The following is a 19197-nucleotide window of genomic DNA, read 5'->3' on the forward strand; positions in this document are numbered from 1 at the left end:
TCAACCCGACTAGCGGGCTCCTCCCTTGTCGTCATCGCAGGGATCGACCTCACGCATAAAGCGAAGGCGCGAGCACGTTCTGGGCCTGAACCGGAGTTCCCGGGTCACTGACCAGCGTGCCGCCGTGTCCGTCGGACGACAGGGCGAAATCCCCCGCGGTGTACTGGCCGAGCAGGGTCAGCGAAGCGACATGCGTGCCGCCCGACACCGTCAGCGTGCCGCCGGTGTTGCCGGCATTGGCGACGTAGGCCAGCGTGGTGCTTTCACCGAAGATGATGTCGCCGAGACCCAGGCGGTCGCCATCCTCCCATCCGGAGATCTCGCCGCTGAACGCATCGGCTTCGTCGAGCATCAGCGTGCCCTCTGCGCCGGCGAATAGGACGTCGTGCAGGGTGCCGCCGGTATGGACATAGCTGAGCCCACCGCTGTCGATGGTGGTGTCGCTGGCGCTGCCGCCGGCGCCGACATGCTGCACGCCCGACTGGATCGTCGTGCCGGTCGCCGTGCCCCAGACGTATTGGTTACCACCATTGATCGTGGTGTCGACCGCGCTGCCCCATGTGATCTGGACGCCGCCGGCGTTCACCGCCGTGTCAGTGGCGGTGCCGTTGACATAGATATTCTGCTCGCCGCCGCCATTGACGATCGTGCTGGTGGCGCTGCCGTAGACGGACTGCAGGCCGCCGTCGCCGATGGTGGTCTGCTCGGCCGAACCGTAGACGGCCTGATCGCCACCCGCGATCAACGCCGCGTTCGACACGCCGCCGAGATGGACGATCTGCTCACCGTCGTTGCTGATCCTGGTTTCGAAGCAGGTGCCACCGAAACCGACGTGCTGCGTACCCGACGATATCGTTGCGCGGGTCGCGGTGCCCCACACATATTGGGTGCCGCCGTTTATTGTGGTGTCGATGGCCCTGCCCCAGTCTACCTGAATGCCGCCACCTTCCAGCGTCGTTCCGGTGACCAGGCCCGTCGCGTAGACGTTTTGGCGGCCAACACCGCTGACGGTCATCTTGTCAGCGTTGCCGTGAACCTGCTGGATCACGTTTGTATCGACGCGCAGATCGACTACCGATGGGATTTTGAAGACGGTCCCGCCGCCGGATGGAGTCTGATTTGCGTAAAACAAATCGATAGAGCCGCTGCGGAGCGCCGTGCCGAACAAGTTGCCAGCGGCATCGACGATCAGGCCCTTGGGGTGTTCGCCATAGGGAAAGTTTTTATAGAAATAGGAGAATTGATTGGTTTCGAGGTCTGCCAGCGGGATCGGCGCAGAGTAGCCGCCGTTGCTGTTTTTGAGAATCTTGAACACCGAACCGGCAAAAGTGCCGAAGTGCCCCGGCGTACTATACGGGGGCGGGGTATAGGGCCTGCCATAGGCCGTTGTACCGAACAAGTTCCCGTCTGCATCGATAATCAAGCGGCCGTCGGGCGCGGTCCCGGTGGAGAGGCTGTTGAAACTCGTGATGGTGGTGGGCATGCTGGCATAAACGCCGGCGTTCTTCACGATGGTGAACACGGTGCCGCCACCGAACTCCCCGCCTCCCGATGTGGTGCCGAACAGATGGCCGGCGGTGTCGAGGGTCAGACCTGCCATCGGCGCCCGTCCGTTGTAGCCGGCAAAATTTACCAGCGTGGTCGGCGCGCCGGCGTAGCCGGTTGCGGTATTTGCGATCTCGAACACCGTGCCGAAACCGTACGTCCCACCTCCCGATGTCGTGCCGAACAGGTTTCCCGCGCCGTCGACGGTCAGATCGGCGTAGGGTTTCGCACCATTGCTGCCGTCGAAATGGACCAGTGTAGTGGGAGTGCTCGCGTATCCATTTACTGTCTTTGCAATCTCAAACACCGTCCCTAGGCCGTATGTGCCACCTGTCGTCGTCGTGCCGAACAGGTTGCCGGCGACGTCGGCGATCAGAGTGCCGCGAGGTGCTGAACCATTGATGCCGTCGAACGTCACGAGTGTGGACGGCATGCTGGCGTATCCGTTGGCGGTTTTCGCAATCTCGAACACCGTGCCGACGCCGTGCGCGCCCCCGGCAGCCGTGGTACCGAACAGATTGCCCTCGGCGTCCAGTATGAGACCGCCAATCGGGTTTGCGCCGTTGCCGCCATTGAAGCTGACCAGCGTCGTCGGAGACGTGGCGTAACCGCTGGCGGTCTTCTCGATCTTGAACACCGCTCCGAAGCCGTAGGCCCCGCCTTCGGATGTCGTGCCGAACAGGTTCCCGTCGGAATCGGCCGCCAGAATTCCTTCAGGCAGCTTTCCGGCAGGCGAGCCGCCTGGGAGGTCGACAAGCGTCTCCAAATCATTGTCCAGAATGACAATGTTTGCGCTACCCCCCTCGCTGGACGGCGCGACCACGGCCTGATCCACGCTGTTCACGACATCACTAATTCTCAGATGGATCGAATCGGGCGCTTCGGATCGGATGTCGTCTACCATGACTATAGAAACGCTCACCGAACTTTGCCCGGCCGGGATCGTTCCAAACGAACTCCATTGCGTTCCAACGAAGGGTCCCCAAAAGTCCTCGAGATGCCTGGCGGTGCCATCGGTGAAAACGCGAAAGGACAAATCTCCCAACACGCCGCCGATCCGCTCGACCGTCAACGTGATTCCGCCTCTTTCGACCACCTGAGCCGACCGCGAATCTATCTCAAATCTCACCGTCTGCATGGGTCGGCTCTCCCGGAATTAAACGCTGACAGCGTCGGGTTCACGCAGCAAGCGCGGGAGCGAGCATGTTCTGCACCGCAACACCGGGATCGCTGACCAGCGTGCCGCCGTTACCATCGGACGACAGCGCAAAATCCGCCGCGGTGTACTGGCCGAGCAGTTCGAGTGTCGACACATGGACACCATCGGACACGGTCAGCGTGCCGCCGGTGTTGCGGGGGTTGGCCGCATAGGCCACCGTGGTAGAACCTTCGCTGAAGGCGATGTCGCCGAGGCCGAGGTGGTCGCCGTCCTGCCAACCAGAAATCGTTCCGCTGAAGGCGTCTGCCTCGTCGAGCCTCAGTGTCGCGTTCGGGCCGGCGAACGTCACGCCATGGGCCGCACCGCCCGCGATGACATACTCCACCCCGCCGCTGTCGATCGTGGTACCGATGGCGGTGCCGCCGGCGCCGACATATTGTGCACCCCACACGATGGTCGTGCCGGTGGCGGTGCCCCAGACATACTGGCTGCCGCCGCTGATGGTGGTGCCGATCGCCATGCCCCAGTCGATCTGGACAGCGCCAAAACTCAGCGTCGCGCCGGTAGACGTGCCGCCCGCATGGATGCTTTGCTCGCCGCCGTTGTTGACGATGGTGCCGGTCGCGCTGCCATACACCGACTGCAGGCCGCCATTGCCGACCGTCGCCTGTTCCGCGGAGCCGTAGACGACCTGCTCACCGCCCACAATGAGCGCGCCAATCGCGATACCGCCGTCATAGACGACCTGCTCGCCAGCGCCGTTGATGATCGTGCCGTTGGCGGTCGCGCCTGCTCCGACATATTGCGCGCCCGTGTTGATCGTCGTCGTGGTCGCCGTGCCCCAGACATACTGGCTGCCGCCGGCGATCAGGGTGTCGACCGCCGTTCCCCAGTCGATCTGGGTCGCGCCGGCGTACAAGGTGGTGCCGGTGGCGGTCGCGTTGGCGTAGACGGTCTGCCGGCCAGCACCGGAAATGGTGGTGTGGGCGGCCGTGCCGTAAAGATACTGGGCGCCGGCACCGTAGATATAGACATCGCTCGCCGCACCGTAGACGGTCTGGCTGCCACTGATGATCGACGTGCCGCTGGCGAACCCGCCGGCATAGACAATCTGTTCGCCAAATCTGATCGTCGTGCTGAAGGCGTATCCTCCGGCGCCGACATATTGAATGGGCGTCACATTGGACCAAAGCTGTCTTTCGACGGATGTATCGATCGCCGTGCCCCACACGAATTGCGTGCCGCCCAACGTCGTATTGCTGGCGCTGCCCCAGATAATCTGGGTACCGGTTTCAGAAACATCCGTGTCGAGCGCCTGGCCGCCGACGTACACGCGCTGTTCTCCGTACACCCGCACGTCGGAGGCTGTTCCGAAAACGTATTGGTCATAGGTGAAACCGCCGGATGCGGCCTTGAATACGTATTGTGCGGAGCCGGAATTTCCGGCTGCGTCAGTGGCGGCGACCGTGAAGCTATCGATGATCGCCGAGCGCAACAGGCCGATGAAGCTCCAGGTCCCGTCCGGACCCGCCGTGGTCGCGAATGAAGTGCCATTTTCGAGCCTAAGCTGAATCTGGGTACCTGCGGCAACCCCATCGACCGTGCCGAAAACGCTTACCGTCGCGGCCGTTTCCGTTACGATGTCGGTGACCGTCAGAACCGGCGGCTTGGTGTCGAGCGTCACGGCGAAAACGTTCGAAGTGCTCGGACGGTCAGCCAACCGCACGGTGAGGTTATTGACGCCCTCAATCAACATCGTGTCGTACGAGGTCCAGGTCTGGCTGTTTGGATACACCACGGCCGTTCCGACCTGGGTATCCCCGCTATAAACCAACAATAGCAGCGCACTATCTGGCTGCCCGGGAGAGATTGTCCCCGACAGGAACACGTTCGCATCATTGGTCAGGCCGTCATGCTTGCTCACGCCGGTGTCCACGTCAAAGCTGGTGATCGACAAAGTCGGCGCCGCCTGCACCGCGGCCACTGGCCCGGCGCCGTCGGATCCCTGCATTGTCGTCGTGCCCTGAACGATCAGCGTCCCGCTCAAGGGCGGGACCGCGGGGAAATTCCCGGCGGGCACCTCACGAATACTTGCCCCGGCAGGATATCGCGGCCCGGTGCCGATGAAACCGCCACCGATCGTGGGGGCCAAGGGCTCCGCGTCCAGAATCGCGCCGCTTGCACCTGTGAGGGTAGCCGGTGGCGTCAAAATCGACATTTGCGCTGCCCCTTGCTGTGCTCCGCCAAACGTGCACGGCAACGAACCGCGCAGCTGGCGCAACGACAATGTACTGTTATCAATTATGTTAATAGTGATCGAACCTAACATATCGATGACGGAACGCAACCTGGAGCGCGGGGCGGCCTCCTTCAGCCGTCCCGCGGATCGTCCCCGCCGTGCTCGCGGCGATGTGCCTCACGCGGCAAGCGCCGGCGCGAGCACGTTCTGTTGGGCCACGCCGGGATCGCTGATCATGGTGCCGCCGTAACCATTGGACGACAGCGCAAAATCCGCCGCGGTGTACTGGCCAAGCAGTTCCAGCGTTGCCACATGTGTACCGTCCGACACCGTCAGCAAGCCGCCGGTGTTGCCGGCATTGGCGACGTAAGCCAGCGTCGTGCTTTCGCCGAAGGCGATATCGCCGAGAGCGATGCGGTCGCCGTCGTCCCATCCGGAGATTTCTCCGCTGAACGCATCCGTCTCGTCGAGCACCAGTGCGCCGCCCGCACTGCCGAACGTCACGTCGTGCAGGGCACCGCCGGCGTGGACATAGCCGATGCCCCCGCTGTCGATGGTGGTGTCGCTGACGCTGCCGCCGGCGCCGACGTGCTGCGCGCCCGACTGGATCGTCGTGCCGCTCGCCGTGCCCCAGACATACTGGTTGCCGCTGAGGATCATGGTATCGACCGCGTTGCCCCAGGTGATCTGAACGCCGCCATTCAACGTCGTGCCGGTGGCGACGCCGTTGACGTGGACGCTTTGCTCGCCGCCGGCTTCCACCATCGTGCCGGTGGCGCTGCCATAGACGGACTGCAGGCCGCCATCGCCGATCGTCGTCTGGTCGGCCGACCCGTAGACGGTCTGGTCGCCCGCGACGATCGCCCCGTTCGAGACGCCGCCGCCATGGACGATCTGCTCGCCGCCACCGTTGACGATCGCGGCGTCAGCGGTGCCGCCGTTTCCGACCTGCTGCAGGCCCGAGACGACCGTCGTGCCGGTCGCCGTGCCCCAGACATATTGAGTGCCGCCATTGACGATGGTGCCGGAGACGACGCCCCAATCGATCTGGGTGCCGCCTGCGTTTACCGTCGTGCCGCTGGCCGTACCGCCGGCGTAGACGGCTTGCGTGCCGCCATCGCCGATCGTCGTCTGGTCGGCCGAACCGTAGATGGCCTGGTCGCCCGCCACGATCGCCCCGTTCGACACGCCGCCGGTATGGACGATCTGCAGGCCGCCGGATGCGATCGCGGTTTCGCTGGCCGCAGCACCCGGCCCGACGATCTGCTGTCCGGAAACCGCCGAGCCGGTCGCCGTGCCCCAGACATAGTGGGTGCCGCCCTGGGCGACCGTGGTGTCGGTGCCGTTTCCGTAGGCGATCAGCGTCGCGCCGCTTTCCACCATGGCTTCGGAGAAGTTCGACGCGTCGAGGACGGTCCAGACGCCGCCTTGAACCACGAGCTTCTCGACATTGGTCGCGCCGCCGAGCCCACCGCTCCCGGTACCCGAGAGCTCGAGCGTATCGTCGCCGTCACCGCCGTCGATCGATGCCGGAACGCCGCTCCAGGTCGAGACCTCGATCACATCGTCATCGGCTCCGCCTTCGACGGTGTCGCCGGCACCGGCCTCGATGCGGTCGTTGCCTTCGCCGCCACGCAGCGTGTCGACGCCGCTGCCGCCCATGATGTGGTCATCGCCGGCTCCGCCATCGACCACGTCGTCGCCGCCTTCGCCGCTCAGCGTGTCGTTGTCGGCGCCGCCGTCGATCTGGTCGCTGCCGAGGCCGGCGTAGATCACGTCATTGCCAACGCCACCGCCAAGGATATCGTTGCCGCCGGTATAGCCCGAGATATACATCTGGTCGTCGCCGTCGCCGGCATCGATCGCGAAGCCGCTGTCGGCGGTCGAGAGCACGAGGTCATCGCCGGTGCCGAGCAGGATCGTGCCCTGCACCGTCGTGCCGGTGTACAGGTACATCGTGTCGTTGCCGGCGCCCATGTCGATGGCCGAACCACCGGTCGCGGTGAACGAACCCATGCTTTGCAGATGGTCGTTTCCGCCGCCCATCGACACGCCGCCGACAATCCGGCCGGTGCTGCCGTTGATGATCTCATCGGCGTAATCGCCGACGAGCTTGATCGCCTCGTTGCCACGCAGGTCGAACTTGGCGACCTCCTCGGGCGTCAGGGTCACGCCTTCGGGACCATGGCCGTCACCCTTGATCAGGCCGTCATTGTTGATGAAGGTCGTGCCCAGCGCGTTGCTGTTGCTGGAATTGTCGACCTGGATGGCGCGACCGTAGCCATAGATCTCGGCGTTCGCACCATAGTTCAGGATGGTGCCACCGCCGATCGCGATGCCCTCCGACACGTTCGGCTCGCCATCATGCCTGCCGTTGGCGCCGAGGCCGGCAATGCGGCCATAGTTCAGCACCTGCACCAGGCCGTCGACGTCGATGGCATCGCCGTCCGAATCGGACAGTGCGGCCGAGCGGCCTTCCATGGTGCCATGGTTGGTCACAAACACCTTTTCCGCTTCCGAGTCGCCATTGTCGATGTTCACCGCCGAGCCGTTGCGGCCGATCATCGTCCCCGCATTGTAGACGGTGACGGCGTTGTCGCCGGTCACAGCGTGACGCGCACCTTCCATCCAGCCGGTGGCGTAGTTGTTGACCTTGCCGCCGGTGCTGCTCTGGTAGTCGATCAAATCGCCGCCGCCGGCGAAGCCGGGCGCGGTGGTGATGGTGCCGTGGTTGTCGACGACCGTGTCCTGGCCGGGCCGGATCACGTCGGTATTGGAGCCGGTCTGGCGGATCGTGCCGCCCTCGAGATTATTGATCACGATATCGGCGCCGCCGGCCGCGAGGCTCTGGAAGTCGATCACTCGGCCGCTGGATTCCATCATGCCGGCATTGTTGATCGTGACGGTCGCATCCGCGGCCGCCCCGAATTGCGGACTGAGGGGGCCGCGCACCACGCCACCGGCCTGGTTGTTCAAGGTGAAGGATCCGGCCGCATTGGCGGTAGTGTTGAAGACGCGGCTCGATGCCTGGATCAGGCCCGCATTGTCTACCACCGCGTCACCGCCGCCGGTCCAGATCATGGTGGTGGCGTTGATGAGCGCGCCGCCGGCTTCGATGGTCAGTTCGTCATCATTGTTGAGCGTGACCGTGCTCGTGACGGTGGCGCCGTCCTCGATCGTCACCGAGCTATAGTCGCTGGCAGCGACGGACCAGGTTCCTTCCTGCGCCACGAGATTCTCGAAACCGGTCGTGGCGAGGAGTGCAGCCGCGCCAGCACCCGACAAATTGACCGTATCGTTGTCCGCGCCGCCGTCGAGCGGGCCCGTGACGGTCGCGCCGGTAACGAGATTGAGACTGTCGTCGCCGGCGCCCATCAGGATTGCGCCGGTGACGGTGCCGCTGTTGGTCAACGTATCGCTGCCATCGCCCATCGCGACGCTGCCGGTGACGATGCCGCTGTTGGTGACGGTGTCGGCAAACGTACCGGCGATCGAGATCGCCTCACCATTGCCGCCCTGGATCGTGCCCTCGTTGGTGATGGTGGTGGCGCCGAACGCGCTGCCGCCGTTGCTGTCGTCGATGGTGATGGCGCGCTGATCGCTGACGATGAGGCCGAAGTTGCTGATTGCGCCGCCACCGACCGCAAGCGCCTCGTTAAGGCCATTCGCGACGCCGGTGAGTCCGACGGCTTTGATGATCCCATTTTCATGATTATAGATATGGACCAAGCCATCGACATCAATGCCGTCGCCATCGCTGCCGTTCACGGCAGTGCCCGTGATCGTGCCGAAATTCATGACATCCGTCGTGGTCGAGCTAGCGGTATCCATATTGATGCCCGCGCCGGCTCTGCCTGTGATCGTTGCGTTCCCGCTACCCTCGCCTGCGACCATTTGCCCATTGCGAACAAAGATCGGCTGGTCGCCGGTGACGCCATGGCGAGCGCCGTTGATGACGCCGCCGGCAAGATTGTTGACGACGCCGCCGGTGTGCGCCGACTGGAAGTCGATGGCATCGTTGCCGGTCGAAGACGCCGAGCCGTTATGGCTGACGATCTGGCCGGAATTGTTGATGGTGGCGTTGGTGCCCGCACGGATCGCGTCGGCGTCGGCGGCCTGGATCACGCCGCTCGCCGCATTGGTGATCACGGTCTGGACGTTGACGGACGCGATGTCGTCCAGATCAAGCGTCTGCCCCGCATCGCCGGCAATGCCGGTGGACGAGATCGTCCCCTCATTGTCGAGCGTGAAAGTGCCATTGGCGCCCGAGCCGAGATTGGAGATCTTGATGGCGTCCTTGACCGCGGTGATGGTCGCGCCCGCTCCGTTGTGTACGGCGAAGCTGCCGCTGGCCGACCCGCTGGTATAGACGGCGCGGCTGGTGCCGGTGATGGTGCCGAGATTGTCGAGAGCCGAGCCCGGCGTCGTGCTGCCACCGACCCAGGTGACCGGCGTCGAGCCGGACAGCGTCACGCCGCTCAGGATGGTGGCCTGATCGTTGTTGGCGAGCGTGATGGCGGCCGAGGAATTGCTCGACACCACGGTGCCGTCGTCATTGGTGATGGTGCCGGTCGCATTCGCCGTGCCGATGGTGACCGGGGCGCTGGCATTGGTCGCGGTGGTGAGCGCCAGGGTGAAGCTTTCATTGGCCTCGCCGGCGGTATCGCCGGAGATGGTGATGGTGACGGTCGCCGAGCTGGCGCCGGCGGCGATAGAGCCGCTGAAGGTCGACGCCGGCAGCGTGCCGCCGTAGTCGGCCGCGCTGGTGGCGCCGGCGGCAAACGTGCCGGAGAAGCTCACCGCGCCGGTGGTGCCCCCGCTGCGCAGGACGGTGAAGGTCAGGGTGCGAGTGCCGCTGTCGCCCTCGGCGACGGACACGCTTGCCGGGGAGAACGAGATCTCCTGCCCCGCCGGCGCCGTCACGCTGAAGGCGGTGGTCGGGAACGGCGCGTTCGGCGCCGGGCCGTCGGTGCTCTGGTTGCCGCTGCCGTTCTGGGTCTGCCAGTTGGCGGGGTTGTTGAGCGCCGCAAGATAGGCCGCGAAGCTGCCCTGGCCGGACCGCGCGCCGTTGTAGCCCATGATGTCGAGGCTGCCGGTGAAGCTCACCGCGGTCTGGCCGGCAACCAGGCCGGTTCCCGACAGGGTGCCATCGGACGACGAATAGCCGACGGTGGAGATCGCGGCGAGGAAGGTCGGCGAGGCGGCCGGGCCGACATAGGCGTAGACGACCTCGCCGTCGTTGGACAACCCGGTATTGTTGGAATTCGTAAAGCTCACCGTGCCGGCGCTGGCGCCGAACGTGCCGCTACCAATGTTATTGATGTTAATTACGGTGCCCGCCGATATCGCCGAGGTCGCGGTCCAGGCCATGGTGCTCTCGGCTTTGCCGCCGGAGGCAAAGCTGGAACCGTTCCAGTTGCTGTCGGTGAAATTGATGACGGTGCCCTGCGCGATGTCGGCCAGAGCGACAAACGACAGATTGTCGTCGCCATCGCCATTGAAGCCGGTGAAAGCGATCGATCCAGCGGTAAGTGCCATGTCAATTTCTCCAATAACGGGCATGATTCCAGCGCGCACGGAGAGCGATGACGCTCAACCATGTCGACGCCGAAATTGGGAAGTGCGAGGGTTTCGGACGCAACGAGTGGTTAACGATGCGTATGCGCACAATGTTACAGGATGTTATCTAATATGTGATACCTGATAGCCGGATCGTTCGGCGCAGTTCCGCTGGCGGCATGGTGAAGTTGTGAAGCGCGGGCGTCACCACAACAGCGAGCTTCGCTGCGCTCGTCCCTCGGGTGCGTTCGTCCCATCGACGCTGTCGCTGCACCGCATCTCAATCTTGATCGCAAGACGAAAACGCGGCGCCGAGACGCCGCGTTATCGTATGGGTCGGTCCTTGCGTCCCTTCGAGGCGCTCAGCTCGCCGCCGCCGCCGGCCGGTCGCGCTGGTGCTTCATGACGATCTTGTTCAGCGCCCCGAGATAGGCTTTGGCCGAGGCCACCAGGGTATCCGGATCGGACGCCTTCGAGGTCATCGAGCGGCCCTCATGGGCGAGCCGCACCGAGACCTCGGCCTGCGCGTCGGTTCCTTCGGTGACGGCGTGGACCTGATAGAGTTCCAGCTTGGCCTCGTGCGGCACCAGCAGCTTGATGCAGTTGAACACCGCATCGACCGGACCGTTGCCCTCGGCCTCCTCGATCTTGATCACGCCGTCGATGCTGAGCTTCATGGTGGCGCGCTGCGGACCATGGGTGCCCGCGATCACCGTCAGCGAGGTCAGCTTGATGTGGTCATGCGCGTTGGCGATTTCCTGGTCGACCAGCGCCTCGATGTCCTCGTCGTAGATGTCCTTCTTGCGGTCGGCCAGCGCCTTCATGCGCACGAACGCGTCTTCCAGCTGGTTGGCGCCGAGCTTGTAGCCCATCTCCTCCAGCCTGTGGACGAAGGCGTGGCGGCCGGAATGCTTGCCCAGCACCAGCGAGGATTTTTTCAGGCCGATCATTTCCGGCTTCATGATCTCGTAGGTCGAAGCGTCCTTCAAGACGCCGTCCTGATGGATACCGCTCTCATGCGAAAACGCGTTACGGCCGACGATGGCCTTGTTGTACTGCACCGGGAACGAGGTCGCGGCCGACACCAGTTTCGAGGCCCGGGTCAGCATGGTGGTGTCGATCTTGTTCCACCACGGAAACACGTCGTTGCGGACGTTGATCGCCATCACGACTTCTTCCAGCGCGGCGTTGCCGGCGCGCTCGCCGATGCCGTTGACGGTGCACTCGATCTGTCGCGCGCCGCCGGCGATACCGGCCAGCGAATTCGCCACCGCCATGCCGAGATCGTTATGGCAATGCACCGAAAATACCGCCTTGTCGGAGTTCGGCACCCGCTCGATCAGCGTCCGCATGAAGTGACCATACTCTTCCGGCGTGGTGTAACCGACGGTGTCGGGAATATTGACCGTGGTGGCGCCGGCCTTGATCACGGCCTCGACGATCCGGCAGAGATAGTCCATCTCGCTGCGGGTGGCGTCTTCGGCCGACCATTCGACGTCGTCGATCTGGTTGCGCGCGCGGGTGACGTTGGCGATCGAGAGTTCCATCACCTGCTCCGGCGTCATGTTCAGCTTGACGCGCATGTGCAGCGGCGAGGTCGCGATCACGGTGTGGACGCGGCCGCGTCGGGCGAATTTCACGGCTTCGGCGCATCGGTCGATGTCCTTCGGGTTGGCGCGCGACAGGCCGGCGATCACGGAGTTCTTGGACCGGCGGGCGATCTCGCTGACCGCCTGGAAATCGCCTTCCGAGGTGATGGGGAAGCCGGCCTCGATGACGTCGACGCCCATATCGTCGAGCATCTCGGCGATCTCGATCTTCTCCTCGAAGGTCATGGTGGCGCCGGGGCACTGTTCGCCGTCGCGCAGGGTGGTGTCGAATATGATGACGCGGTCCTTGTCGGACTTGGGAGCGGTGGTCATTCGGAAATTCCTTTAGCTGGTGCGCTGCTGGTCGAGCGCGGAAGGGATCTGGTGATCTCGCGCGAACCCCTGAGTGCCCAGGCGCAAACCGCCCAGACGGCCCTCAGGGGCCGATAAGAAGCAGAAGCCCGCCAAGAAGCAGGGTGGGCAGTGACGCAGCCGGAATCGCCTGGGGACGGACGGCATGCGCCGCTCCCCCCTGAACTCCGTACAAACAGCTGCGAATCAGCATTGCCAGACCCTTGAGAAGCGCAATCCTCGGCCAAAACCCTTGACGGTTCGTTGCCGGGACGGCGTTCCGAGGCTGTTTCTAGACGAGAAATACCGGCCGCCGCAATGCCAAAAGTTAGTCAGGTGAGCTGACCTAGTTTGGGTCCTCCCCTCTTTGCGTCCTCCCCCTGGAGGCCCTCCAAGGGGATGGGTAAGCGGAAGGCGCTCCGACCTCTCAGCGTCATTGCGAGCGCAGCGAAGCAATCCATTGCCTCAGCGAGAAAGAAAGATGGATTGCTTCGCTGCGCTCGCAATGACGGTGATGCATACGGGTCCACAAACACGTTCGCGCCCGCGGCGCGATGCGCCCGAGGCTTTGCTGTCGTTGGGCCCCCGGGAATTCCGAGGGCGCAGGGAAGACCGGGTGCGCGCTGCACCCGCGGTCTCATGTGCAAACTCGTGCAACAAAAAACGCACATGAGCATACAGGTTCAGCGGGGAACACCCGGCCTTCCCTGCGCAATGGCTTTACGGCTTATCTCGCGCTCACCCCGGAGTAGTGCGCTGTCTAGTCTCCGTCGCCCGGCGGAAACCGGCGCCTTTGGCCCGGTCGGGCCATCAGCGCCTCCGCCAGACTTGACGCCAGCATCGGGCGTCGGGTCCACACGATTTTGCCGTACGCTGCAATGCCGTCCGTCTGCCCGCCGTATGGTCGCTCACGGAGTTGATCCCGCCCTGCAACCACCTGCGCGCCCGACGCTGCCGCGTCCACCGCATCCCGCCCCGCGTCTCTGACGATCCGGATACGCCCCTCGAGTGGGACGAGACAGCCGTGTATATGCACTGATTTGCGATTTCTGAAAAGCAGAATATTTTTGCAACAGGGGCTTGACATGTTTTCCGATAACCAGAAGTCGCTTGCCCGTCGGGTGGTCACACGAAGTCACACTCCCCGGCGCAAGTCCGAAAAGTGCCATAAGCAGAAATTCCGCGCTCGGACCGACTTAACGCTTGAGTATCGCCAGCATAGGTCCGAAGTTTGCCGGCGCTGCGCCCACGCAGGAGTCGCCATGTGGTCTCGCTCGCTCGCCCTCGCTTTGCTCCTGCTACCCGCCCCGGCCCTGGCCGGCGTCAAGGAGAACGTCGCGGCCCTCGCTCCGCAAGGGCTTGTGCTCGTGATGGACGCCAGGGACAACGAGTTGGTGGCCCAGAACACCGATGAGCCTTTCGTCCCGGCCTCCGTCACCAAAATCGTGACGGCCTGGCTGGCGATGGAGGTCCTTGGCGGCGACTACCGCTTCAAGACCCGCTTCTACCTCGACGACAAGCGGGTGCTCTACGTGCGCGGAGGCGGCGATCCTTTCCTGATATCGGAGGAACTGGCGCCGCTCGCGACAAAGCTGGTCGCGGCGGTCGGCAAGAAGCCGATCACCGGCATCGTGCTGGACGCGAGCTACTACCCTTCGAACCTCCGCATCCCCGGCATCGAAGACACCGACGAAGCCTACAATGCGCTGAACTCCGCGCTGGCTGTGAATTTCAACACCGTCTACGCGGTGCGCCGTGGCGACAAGGTGCGCTCCGCCGAGAAGCAGACTCCGATCACCCCGCTCGCTATCAGCCAGTTCCGGCTGCGGCGCCCTGACGGAAGCAGCCGCATCAGCCTGAGCCAGGACCCCATGGTGAGCCTGCAATATGCCGGCGAGCTGATCGCGGCGTTCATCGGGCGGGCCGGCGGCAGGGTGAAGGGCAAGATCTCTACCGGACCCGTACCCGAGGGACTGGAGCCGGTCTACGTTCACCGACAATCGCGCACCCTTTCGGATATCCTCGTCGAGCTGCTCCGCGTATCGAACAACTACATCGCCAACCAGGTGTTCCTGGAGATCGGCGGACACCGCCTGGGCGGGCCAGTCAGCCTCGAGAAGTCGCTCCAGGTCGCGAACGAGATGCTCGCCGCGCACGGTCTCGCCGCGGCCATCCATCTCGAGGAGGGCTCGGGCATCAGCCGCAACAACCACCTTACCGCCCGCGGCCTCGCTAAAGTGCTCGAGCTCTTCGCGCCCCACGCTGACCTGCTCCGCGGCCGTGACGGCGGCACGAACAAGACCGGCACCATGGAGGGGGTCCGCACGCTCGCGGGCTATGCCGACACCTCAGGCCACGGACGGGTGCGTTTCGTGATCTCGCTCACGAGTAATGACGACGAGATGCGCTTCCGGCTGCTCCGGACTATCCAGTCCGGGCTGTAGCGGCTGTTTCGCCAAAGGCGCCGATGTTTCGCGGCAGTCACTTGATCAACGCCGGCTCGCAATGCGAACAGCGATCCCGAGCGTCGGATTCCCACGTTGCCCGCGAGGACATAATCGGTAATCCTGCGTCGAGCGCCCAATGACTGAAGGGGCGCGACGGAGCATGACATGATCCTGGAATTTGTGACGTTCAAGACGCCCGCCGACTGGGACCGCGCGCGGGTGCTCGAAGATTCCAAGCATACGATTTCGAAGTGGGTGGCGAACCGCGACCTTCTGCGCAAGCACTTCGCGTTGGGAGTTGGCACGGACGAGGGCACCAGCGCCGGAATCTACATTTGGCCGTCGGTGGAGGCCGCCAGGAAGGCGCACAACGACGAATGGCGCGAGGCGGTCAAGACGCGTTCCGGCGGCTATCCCACGATCCAGTACTTCGACTTGTTTCTGCTGATCGACAACGAGCACCGTCAGGTCACCGAATGGGCGGCCGACGGCAAGGCGCGGGAACTCGACGCCGCCTGATCGGCGAGACGATCGCCCGCGCTTCGATACCTGAGCCGAACCGAGGCCGCCTCGATCGCCGAGCGTCGGATTTGGGGTCATGCGTCTCGCCAAGCGGTGCGTTTTCCGTTTACGGTCCAGCGAGTCGCATCCGGTGAAGCTCGGAGCGTTCGGGGACTGACATGGGAATGAAACGACATGGCGCCGCGCGAGCGACCACCCTTGCGGTCGGACTCTTGTTCACACCACCGGCCGCCATCGCCGTCGATGGGATCGTCACGACGATCGCGGCGCTGGTCTCGGCCGAGGTCGGCTATACCGGCTTCATCTCCCCCGCCATGGCTCAGCCGGGCGCACTCACGAAGGCGCAATCGGATGCGCTCGCGGCATATGATCATGCACTGAACGGCTTCAAAGCGATCCTGCGCCAGCGGCGCGCGCAGATCGATTCGAAACAGCCGCTGCCCAATCTGCCGGGACAAGCGCTCTACCTTGCGCGCAACAGCACGATGAGCGCCTACAAGGACCTCACCGACGTTCTTCCATCCCGAATCGGAAGGCCCAATAAACTGGGAATCCCGCCGGCGTATTTCGATGCCGCCCTCGAACCGCTGCTCGATGAGTACGTCAGGCTTTTCGAGGTGATGCAGGCGCCGCCCGCCAACGCGCAAAAATCGGATACGCCGTTCAAGGACGTCGTCGATCTCGGAAGGGTCATTGCGCGCGCCAAGGGTCTCGGAGATGCGGATGCCGAAGCAGCAGGCCGCATCAGCCTGGGACTGTTCTTTGCCGAGACCAACGGCAACCAGACCATCGGGAATGCGCGCTCGAACAAATACAAGGGGAGCCTGCAGACAGGCCCGCCTGAAGCTGAAAACGGCCGAAGGAAGTGGGCCGCGCTGAAACCATCGATCGCATCGCTCGATCCCGGCCTGAACCTTCGCGACGACAGGGAGGAGGCACGGCTCGGCAATCTGGACCGTCGCTACAACCACTGGACCTCGGTACGGGACGCGCTGATGAACGCCCACGCCGATATTTTCCCGCAGGTCCCGGCGATCGTGAAGAGGCTGCCCGATCCGATCGATCAAATGAAGCTCTTCGAGCTGATCCAGATCATTCCCAGTCCGACCAAATCCGCGCTCCGGTCCGGCAACCCCATGAGCTACAGAGTTTCCGACCCTGTCATCATGGGATATCTGCGCAACAACAGCATGTTCGCCTATGGACGAGCCGACAGGGCAAGGACATCCGCGACCTTCCGCGAAATTCTCGATGCAATGTGGCTGTTCAACGCCAAATTCGAAAAGGCGCTTTCGATATTCGACGAGATCAAGGCACGGTCAAAGGGTTGAAATGGCAGGCCTCCATCGGACATAATGACCCTTGAACGTCTTGCGTCGCCATGCCGTCACGGGGCTCGAAGCGGACCACGCCGGGGGAAGCAGGAATTGCCGTCACCAGGGAGAAAATCCGCCGGCTCAGGCCTTGCCGTCCGGCCCCGTCGCCGCACCATCATCGCGGCGATAGCCGCAATGGTCCTGCTGCCGATCGAGGCCAGCGACGCGGGCTGGCTGTCGGATGTCTTCAAGGGGTCGTCAAAGGCCGACAAGAACCCCAGGCAAGCCGCCTCGCCAAACAACGCCACCGTGGCGAAGCGCGCGGCCCCGGCGAAACGGGTTACCCCGGCAGGGCGCGCTACCCCGACGGGGCGTGCCACCCTGGCGGGGCCTGCTACCCTGGCGGGGCCTGCCGTCTCACCAAAGCCCCGCAATGTCAGACTTGCCGCGCTGGGGCCGGTCTCGTTGAGCCCTTCCGCTTTCAAACCGGCAGGACCCACCTGCGATCCCGCGAAATTCCGGATCGTCGTGGATGTCGGACATACCGCCGAATCGGGAGGCGCGAACAGCGCGCGCAACGTCGCCGAGTTTCTCTACAATCATCGGCTGGCGCGGCGGATCGAGCAGACATTGAAGGCGGACGGCTTTACCGAGACCCGGTTGCTGCTGACCGAGGGCAAGGCCAGGCACAGCCTGGTCAAGCGCGTTGCCGCGGCCAACGCTCTGCAAGCCAATCTCTTCCTGTCGATCCACCACGATTCCGTACCCGACAAATTCCTCGAGGATTGGGAATTCGAGGGCAAGAAGAGGTATTACAGCGACCGCTTCAGGGGCTATTCCGTGTTCGTCTCGCGCAAAAATCCGGACTTCAAGACGAGCCTCGCCTTCGCCGAACTGGTAGCCAAGGAAATCAAGGCCTTCGGCCTGCCCTATGCCGAGCAATACAGCCAGCCGATCATGGGCCGGCACCGGCACCCGCTGCTGAACAAGGAAACCGGCGTCTACAGCTACGACGAACTCGTCGTGCTGCGAAAAACCCGGATGCCCGCCGTCCTGCTGGAGGCGGGCTCCATCATCAACCGGGACGAGGAACTCGCGATGGACTCGCGGGAACGCCAGGATATCATCAGCACGGGTGTCACGGCAGCGGTGAAGCAATTCTGCGACCGGCGATGGGCCATCCTCGGTCCGCTCTGACGCCGGGGCGAGTGCTCCAGCGAGCCGGACCTCATCCTGAGGAGCATCGCGGAGCGATGCGTCTCGAAGGATGGCAGCAGGTAATGTGCCAGATGGTTCGAGACGCGCGCCGGGCGGCGCAAGGGCGCCGCCAACGCGCTCCTCACCATGAGGGACGGGGGTGCGCCGGGCCACGCATCGGTCCGCTCTGACGCCGGGACGCGGCGTCAGTCATCCTCGCCGATGCGCCTCATTTCACCATCGCGCCATAGACGATGTCCTGGACCTGCTCGCGGTAGTATTTCCGCAATTCGCCGGGCGCCGCGGTTCCGACCACCACGACAAGGCGCTCCTTCGGATCGCAGAAGAACTGCGTGCCGTAGGCGCCGTTCCAGGAAAACTCGCCGGGGTTGCCGGGAACCGCCGACAGACCCTCGCTGGTACGGACGGCCACGCCGAGGCCGAAAGTAAAGCCGCCGCGATGCGGCTCCACATTGGCCACGTTATTCTTGATCTCCGGCCCGAGGTGGTTGGAGATCATGTGATGCACTGTCTTCGGACCAAGCACGCGCTGGCCGTCGAGCTCGCCGCCGTTGAGCAGCATTTGGCCGAAGCGCAGATAGTCACCGACGGTGGCAAAGGCGCAGGCGCCGCCGACATCATCCTGCTCACTCGCTCACATCAGGGATGGCTGTGCTTCTTCAGCCGAAACGCCAGCGCGACGAACGTCACTCCCAGGACCACCGAATAGATGCCGATGACCCAGACCAGCGCGAGCGCGCCGGCGCCGGGGGCCAGCATCATGGCGACACCGAACAGCACCGAGATGACGCCACCGAGGATCAGCAGCCACTCGTTGTCGATCTCCTTGCGCAGCTGGATCGCGCCGATGATCTGCAGCACCCCGGTCGCGATCGCCCATCCGGCGATGAAGAACAGCAGCACGAGCGCGCTGACACCCGGCATCAGGAAGGTCAGGAGCCCGGCGGCGATCCCGAGCAGACCGACCAAAGCCAGCCACCAGCGCGGCGCCGGTGCGCCGCCGGTAACGGCGGCCATGATCGCAAGCACGCCGTCCACCAGCGCGAAGGCGCCGTAGAACAGGATCAACGTCAACAGCGTCAGGCCGGGCCAGACAAAGGCGAGCACGCCGAAAATGATCGCGGCGATGCCGCGCAACAACAGCAGCCACCAGTTTTTCGCCAGGGCATGCACCATGGCCGACCCGAGGCCGGTTCCGGATTGTCGATCAGTTTGTACCGTGGTCATCGGACACTCCTCTCGAATGATTGGA

The 19197-nt window shown here is 64.0% G+C and carries 9 protein-coding genes and 1 pseudogene; 4 read left to right on the top strand and 6 right to left on the bottom strand.

Features of this window, described 5'->3' with window-relative positions:
* Nucleotides 1-49 precede the first annotated feature (49 nt).
* The 4 genes from Q7U29_RS24295 to Q7U29_RS24310 all read right to left on the bottom strand — a co-directional run bounded on the left by Q7U29_RS24295 (nucleotide 50) and on the right by Q7U29_RS24310 (nucleotide 12424).
* The gene (locus tag Q7U29_RS24295; RefSeq protein ID WP_304745595.1) at nucleotides 50-2683 is read right to left on the bottom strand and encodes a choice-of-anchor tandem repeat GloVer-containing protein; all 2634 of its coding nucleotides are present in this window, start codon (nucleotides 2681-2683) and stop codon (nucleotides 50-52) included.
* Between the two features lie 40 nt (nucleotides 2684-2723).
* Nucleotides 2724-4922 carry a hypothetical protein gene (locus Q7U29_RS24300; protein WP_304745597.1) on the bottom strand — a complete coding sequence of 733 codons (2199 nt, stop codon included), beginning with the start codon at nucleotides 4920-4922 and terminating at the stop codon, nucleotides 2724-2726.
* Nucleotides 4923-5120: 198 nt separating this feature from the next.
* Complete coding sequence (locus Q7U29_RS24305; RefSeq protein ID WP_304745599.1) at nucleotides 5121-10481, bottom strand: hypothetical protein; 5361 nt, start codon at nucleotides 10479-10481, stop codon at nucleotides 5121-5123.
* Between the two features lie 383 nt (nucleotides 10482-10864).
* Nucleotides 10865-12424: a 2-isopropylmalate synthase gene (locus tag Q7U29_RS24310; protein WP_304745600.1), complete on the bottom strand. Its 1560-nt coding sequence runs from the start codon at nucleotides 12422-12424 to the stop codon at nucleotides 10865-10867.
* Between the two features lie 1280 nt (nucleotides 12425-13704).
* Between Q7U29_RS24310 and Q7U29_RS24315 the strand changes: the two genes are divergently transcribed.
* The 4 genes from Q7U29_RS24315 (at nucleotide 13705) to Q7U29_RS24330 (ending at nucleotide 17924) form a co-directional block, all read left to right on the top strand.
* Nucleotides 13705-14886 (top strand): D-alanyl-D-alanine carboxypeptidase/D-alanyl-D-alanine-endopeptidase, encoded by a 1182-nt coding sequence (locus Q7U29_RS24315; protein WP_304745602.1) that lies wholly within the window; start codon nucleotides 13705-13707, stop codon nucleotides 14884-14886.
* A 168-nt stretch (nucleotides 14887-15054) separates the two neighbouring features.
* The gene (locus Q7U29_RS24320; RefSeq protein ID WP_304745604.1) at nucleotides 15055-15408 is read left to right on the top strand and encodes a hypothetical protein; all 354 of its coding nucleotides are present in this window, start codon (nucleotides 15055-15057) and stop codon (nucleotides 15406-15408) included.
* 317 nt (nucleotides 15409-15725) lie between these two features.
* On the top strand, nucleotides 15726-16742 hold the full coding sequence (locus Q7U29_RS24325; protein ID WP_304745774.1) for a hypothetical protein: 1017 nt from the start codon (nucleotides 15726-15728) through the stop codon (nucleotides 16740-16742).
* Nucleotides 16743-16922: 180 nt separating this feature from the next.
* The gene (locus Q7U29_RS24330; protein ID WP_370691822.1) at nucleotides 16923-17924 is read left to right on the top strand and encodes an N-acetylmuramoyl-L-alanine amidase; all 1002 of its coding nucleotides are present in this window, start codon (nucleotides 16923-16925) and stop codon (nucleotides 17922-17924) included.
* Between the two features lie 229 nt (nucleotides 17925-18153).
* Here Q7U29_RS24330 and Q7U29_RS24335 read toward each other — a convergent pair.
* Both Q7U29_RS24335 and Q7U29_RS24340 read right to left on the bottom strand, forming a co-directional pair.
* Nucleotides 18154-18570: pseudogene (locus tag Q7U29_RS24335) on the bottom strand (serine hydrolase); the annotation flags it as partial.
* Nucleotides 18571-18584: 14 nt separating this feature from the next.
* On the bottom strand, nucleotides 18585-19172 hold the full coding sequence (locus tag Q7U29_RS24340) for an HdeD family acid-resistance protein (RefSeq protein WP_304745606.1): 588 nt from the start codon (nucleotides 19170-19172) through the stop codon (nucleotides 18585-18587).
* Nucleotides 19173-19197 lie beyond the last annotated feature (25 nt).

It is taken from the genome of Bradyrhizobium sp., from assembly GCF_030654605.1.
GTDB lineage: Bacteria > Pseudomonadota > Alphaproteobacteria > Rhizobiales > Xanthobacteraceae > Bradyrhizobium.

Bases quoted from the DNA above. Each gene is read 5' to 3' on its own strand.
- Q7U29_RS24320 (WP_304745604.1), top strand. From the start codon at position 15,055: ATGATCCTGGAATTTGTGACGTTCAAGACGCCCGCCGACTGGGACCGC.
- Q7U29_RS24325 (WP_304745774.1), top strand. From the start codon at position 15,726: ATGGCTCAGCCGGGCGCACTCACGAAGGCGCAATCGGATGCGCTCGCG.
- Q7U29_RS24330 (WP_370691822.1), top strand. From the start codon at position 16,923: ATGGTCCTGCTGCCGATCGAGGCCAGCGACGCGGGCTGGCTGTCGGAT.
- Q7U29_RS24315 (WP_304745602.1), top strand. From the start codon at position 13,705: ATGTGGTCTCGCTCGCTCGCCCTCGCTTTGCTCCTGCTACCCGCCCCG.
- Q7U29_RS24310 (WP_304745600.1), bottom strand. From the start codon at position 12,424: ATGACCACCGCTCCCAAGTCCGACAAGGACCGCGTCATCATATTCGAC.
- Q7U29_RS24340 (WP_304745606.1), bottom strand. From the start codon at position 19,172: ATGACCACGGTACAAACTGATCGACAATCCGGAACCGGCCTCGGGTCG.
- Q7U29_RS24295 (WP_304745595.1), bottom strand. From the start codon at position 2,683: ATGCAGACGGTGAGATTTGAGATAGATTCGCGGTCGGCTCAGGTGGTC.
- Q7U29_RS24300 (WP_304745597.1), bottom strand. From the start codon at position 4,922: ATGTCGATTTTGACGCCACCGGCTACCCTCACAGGTGCAAGCGGCGCG.
- Q7U29_RS24305 (WP_304745599.1), bottom strand. From the start codon at position 10,481: ATGGCACTTACCGCTGGATCGATCGCTTTCACCGGCTTCAATGGCGAT.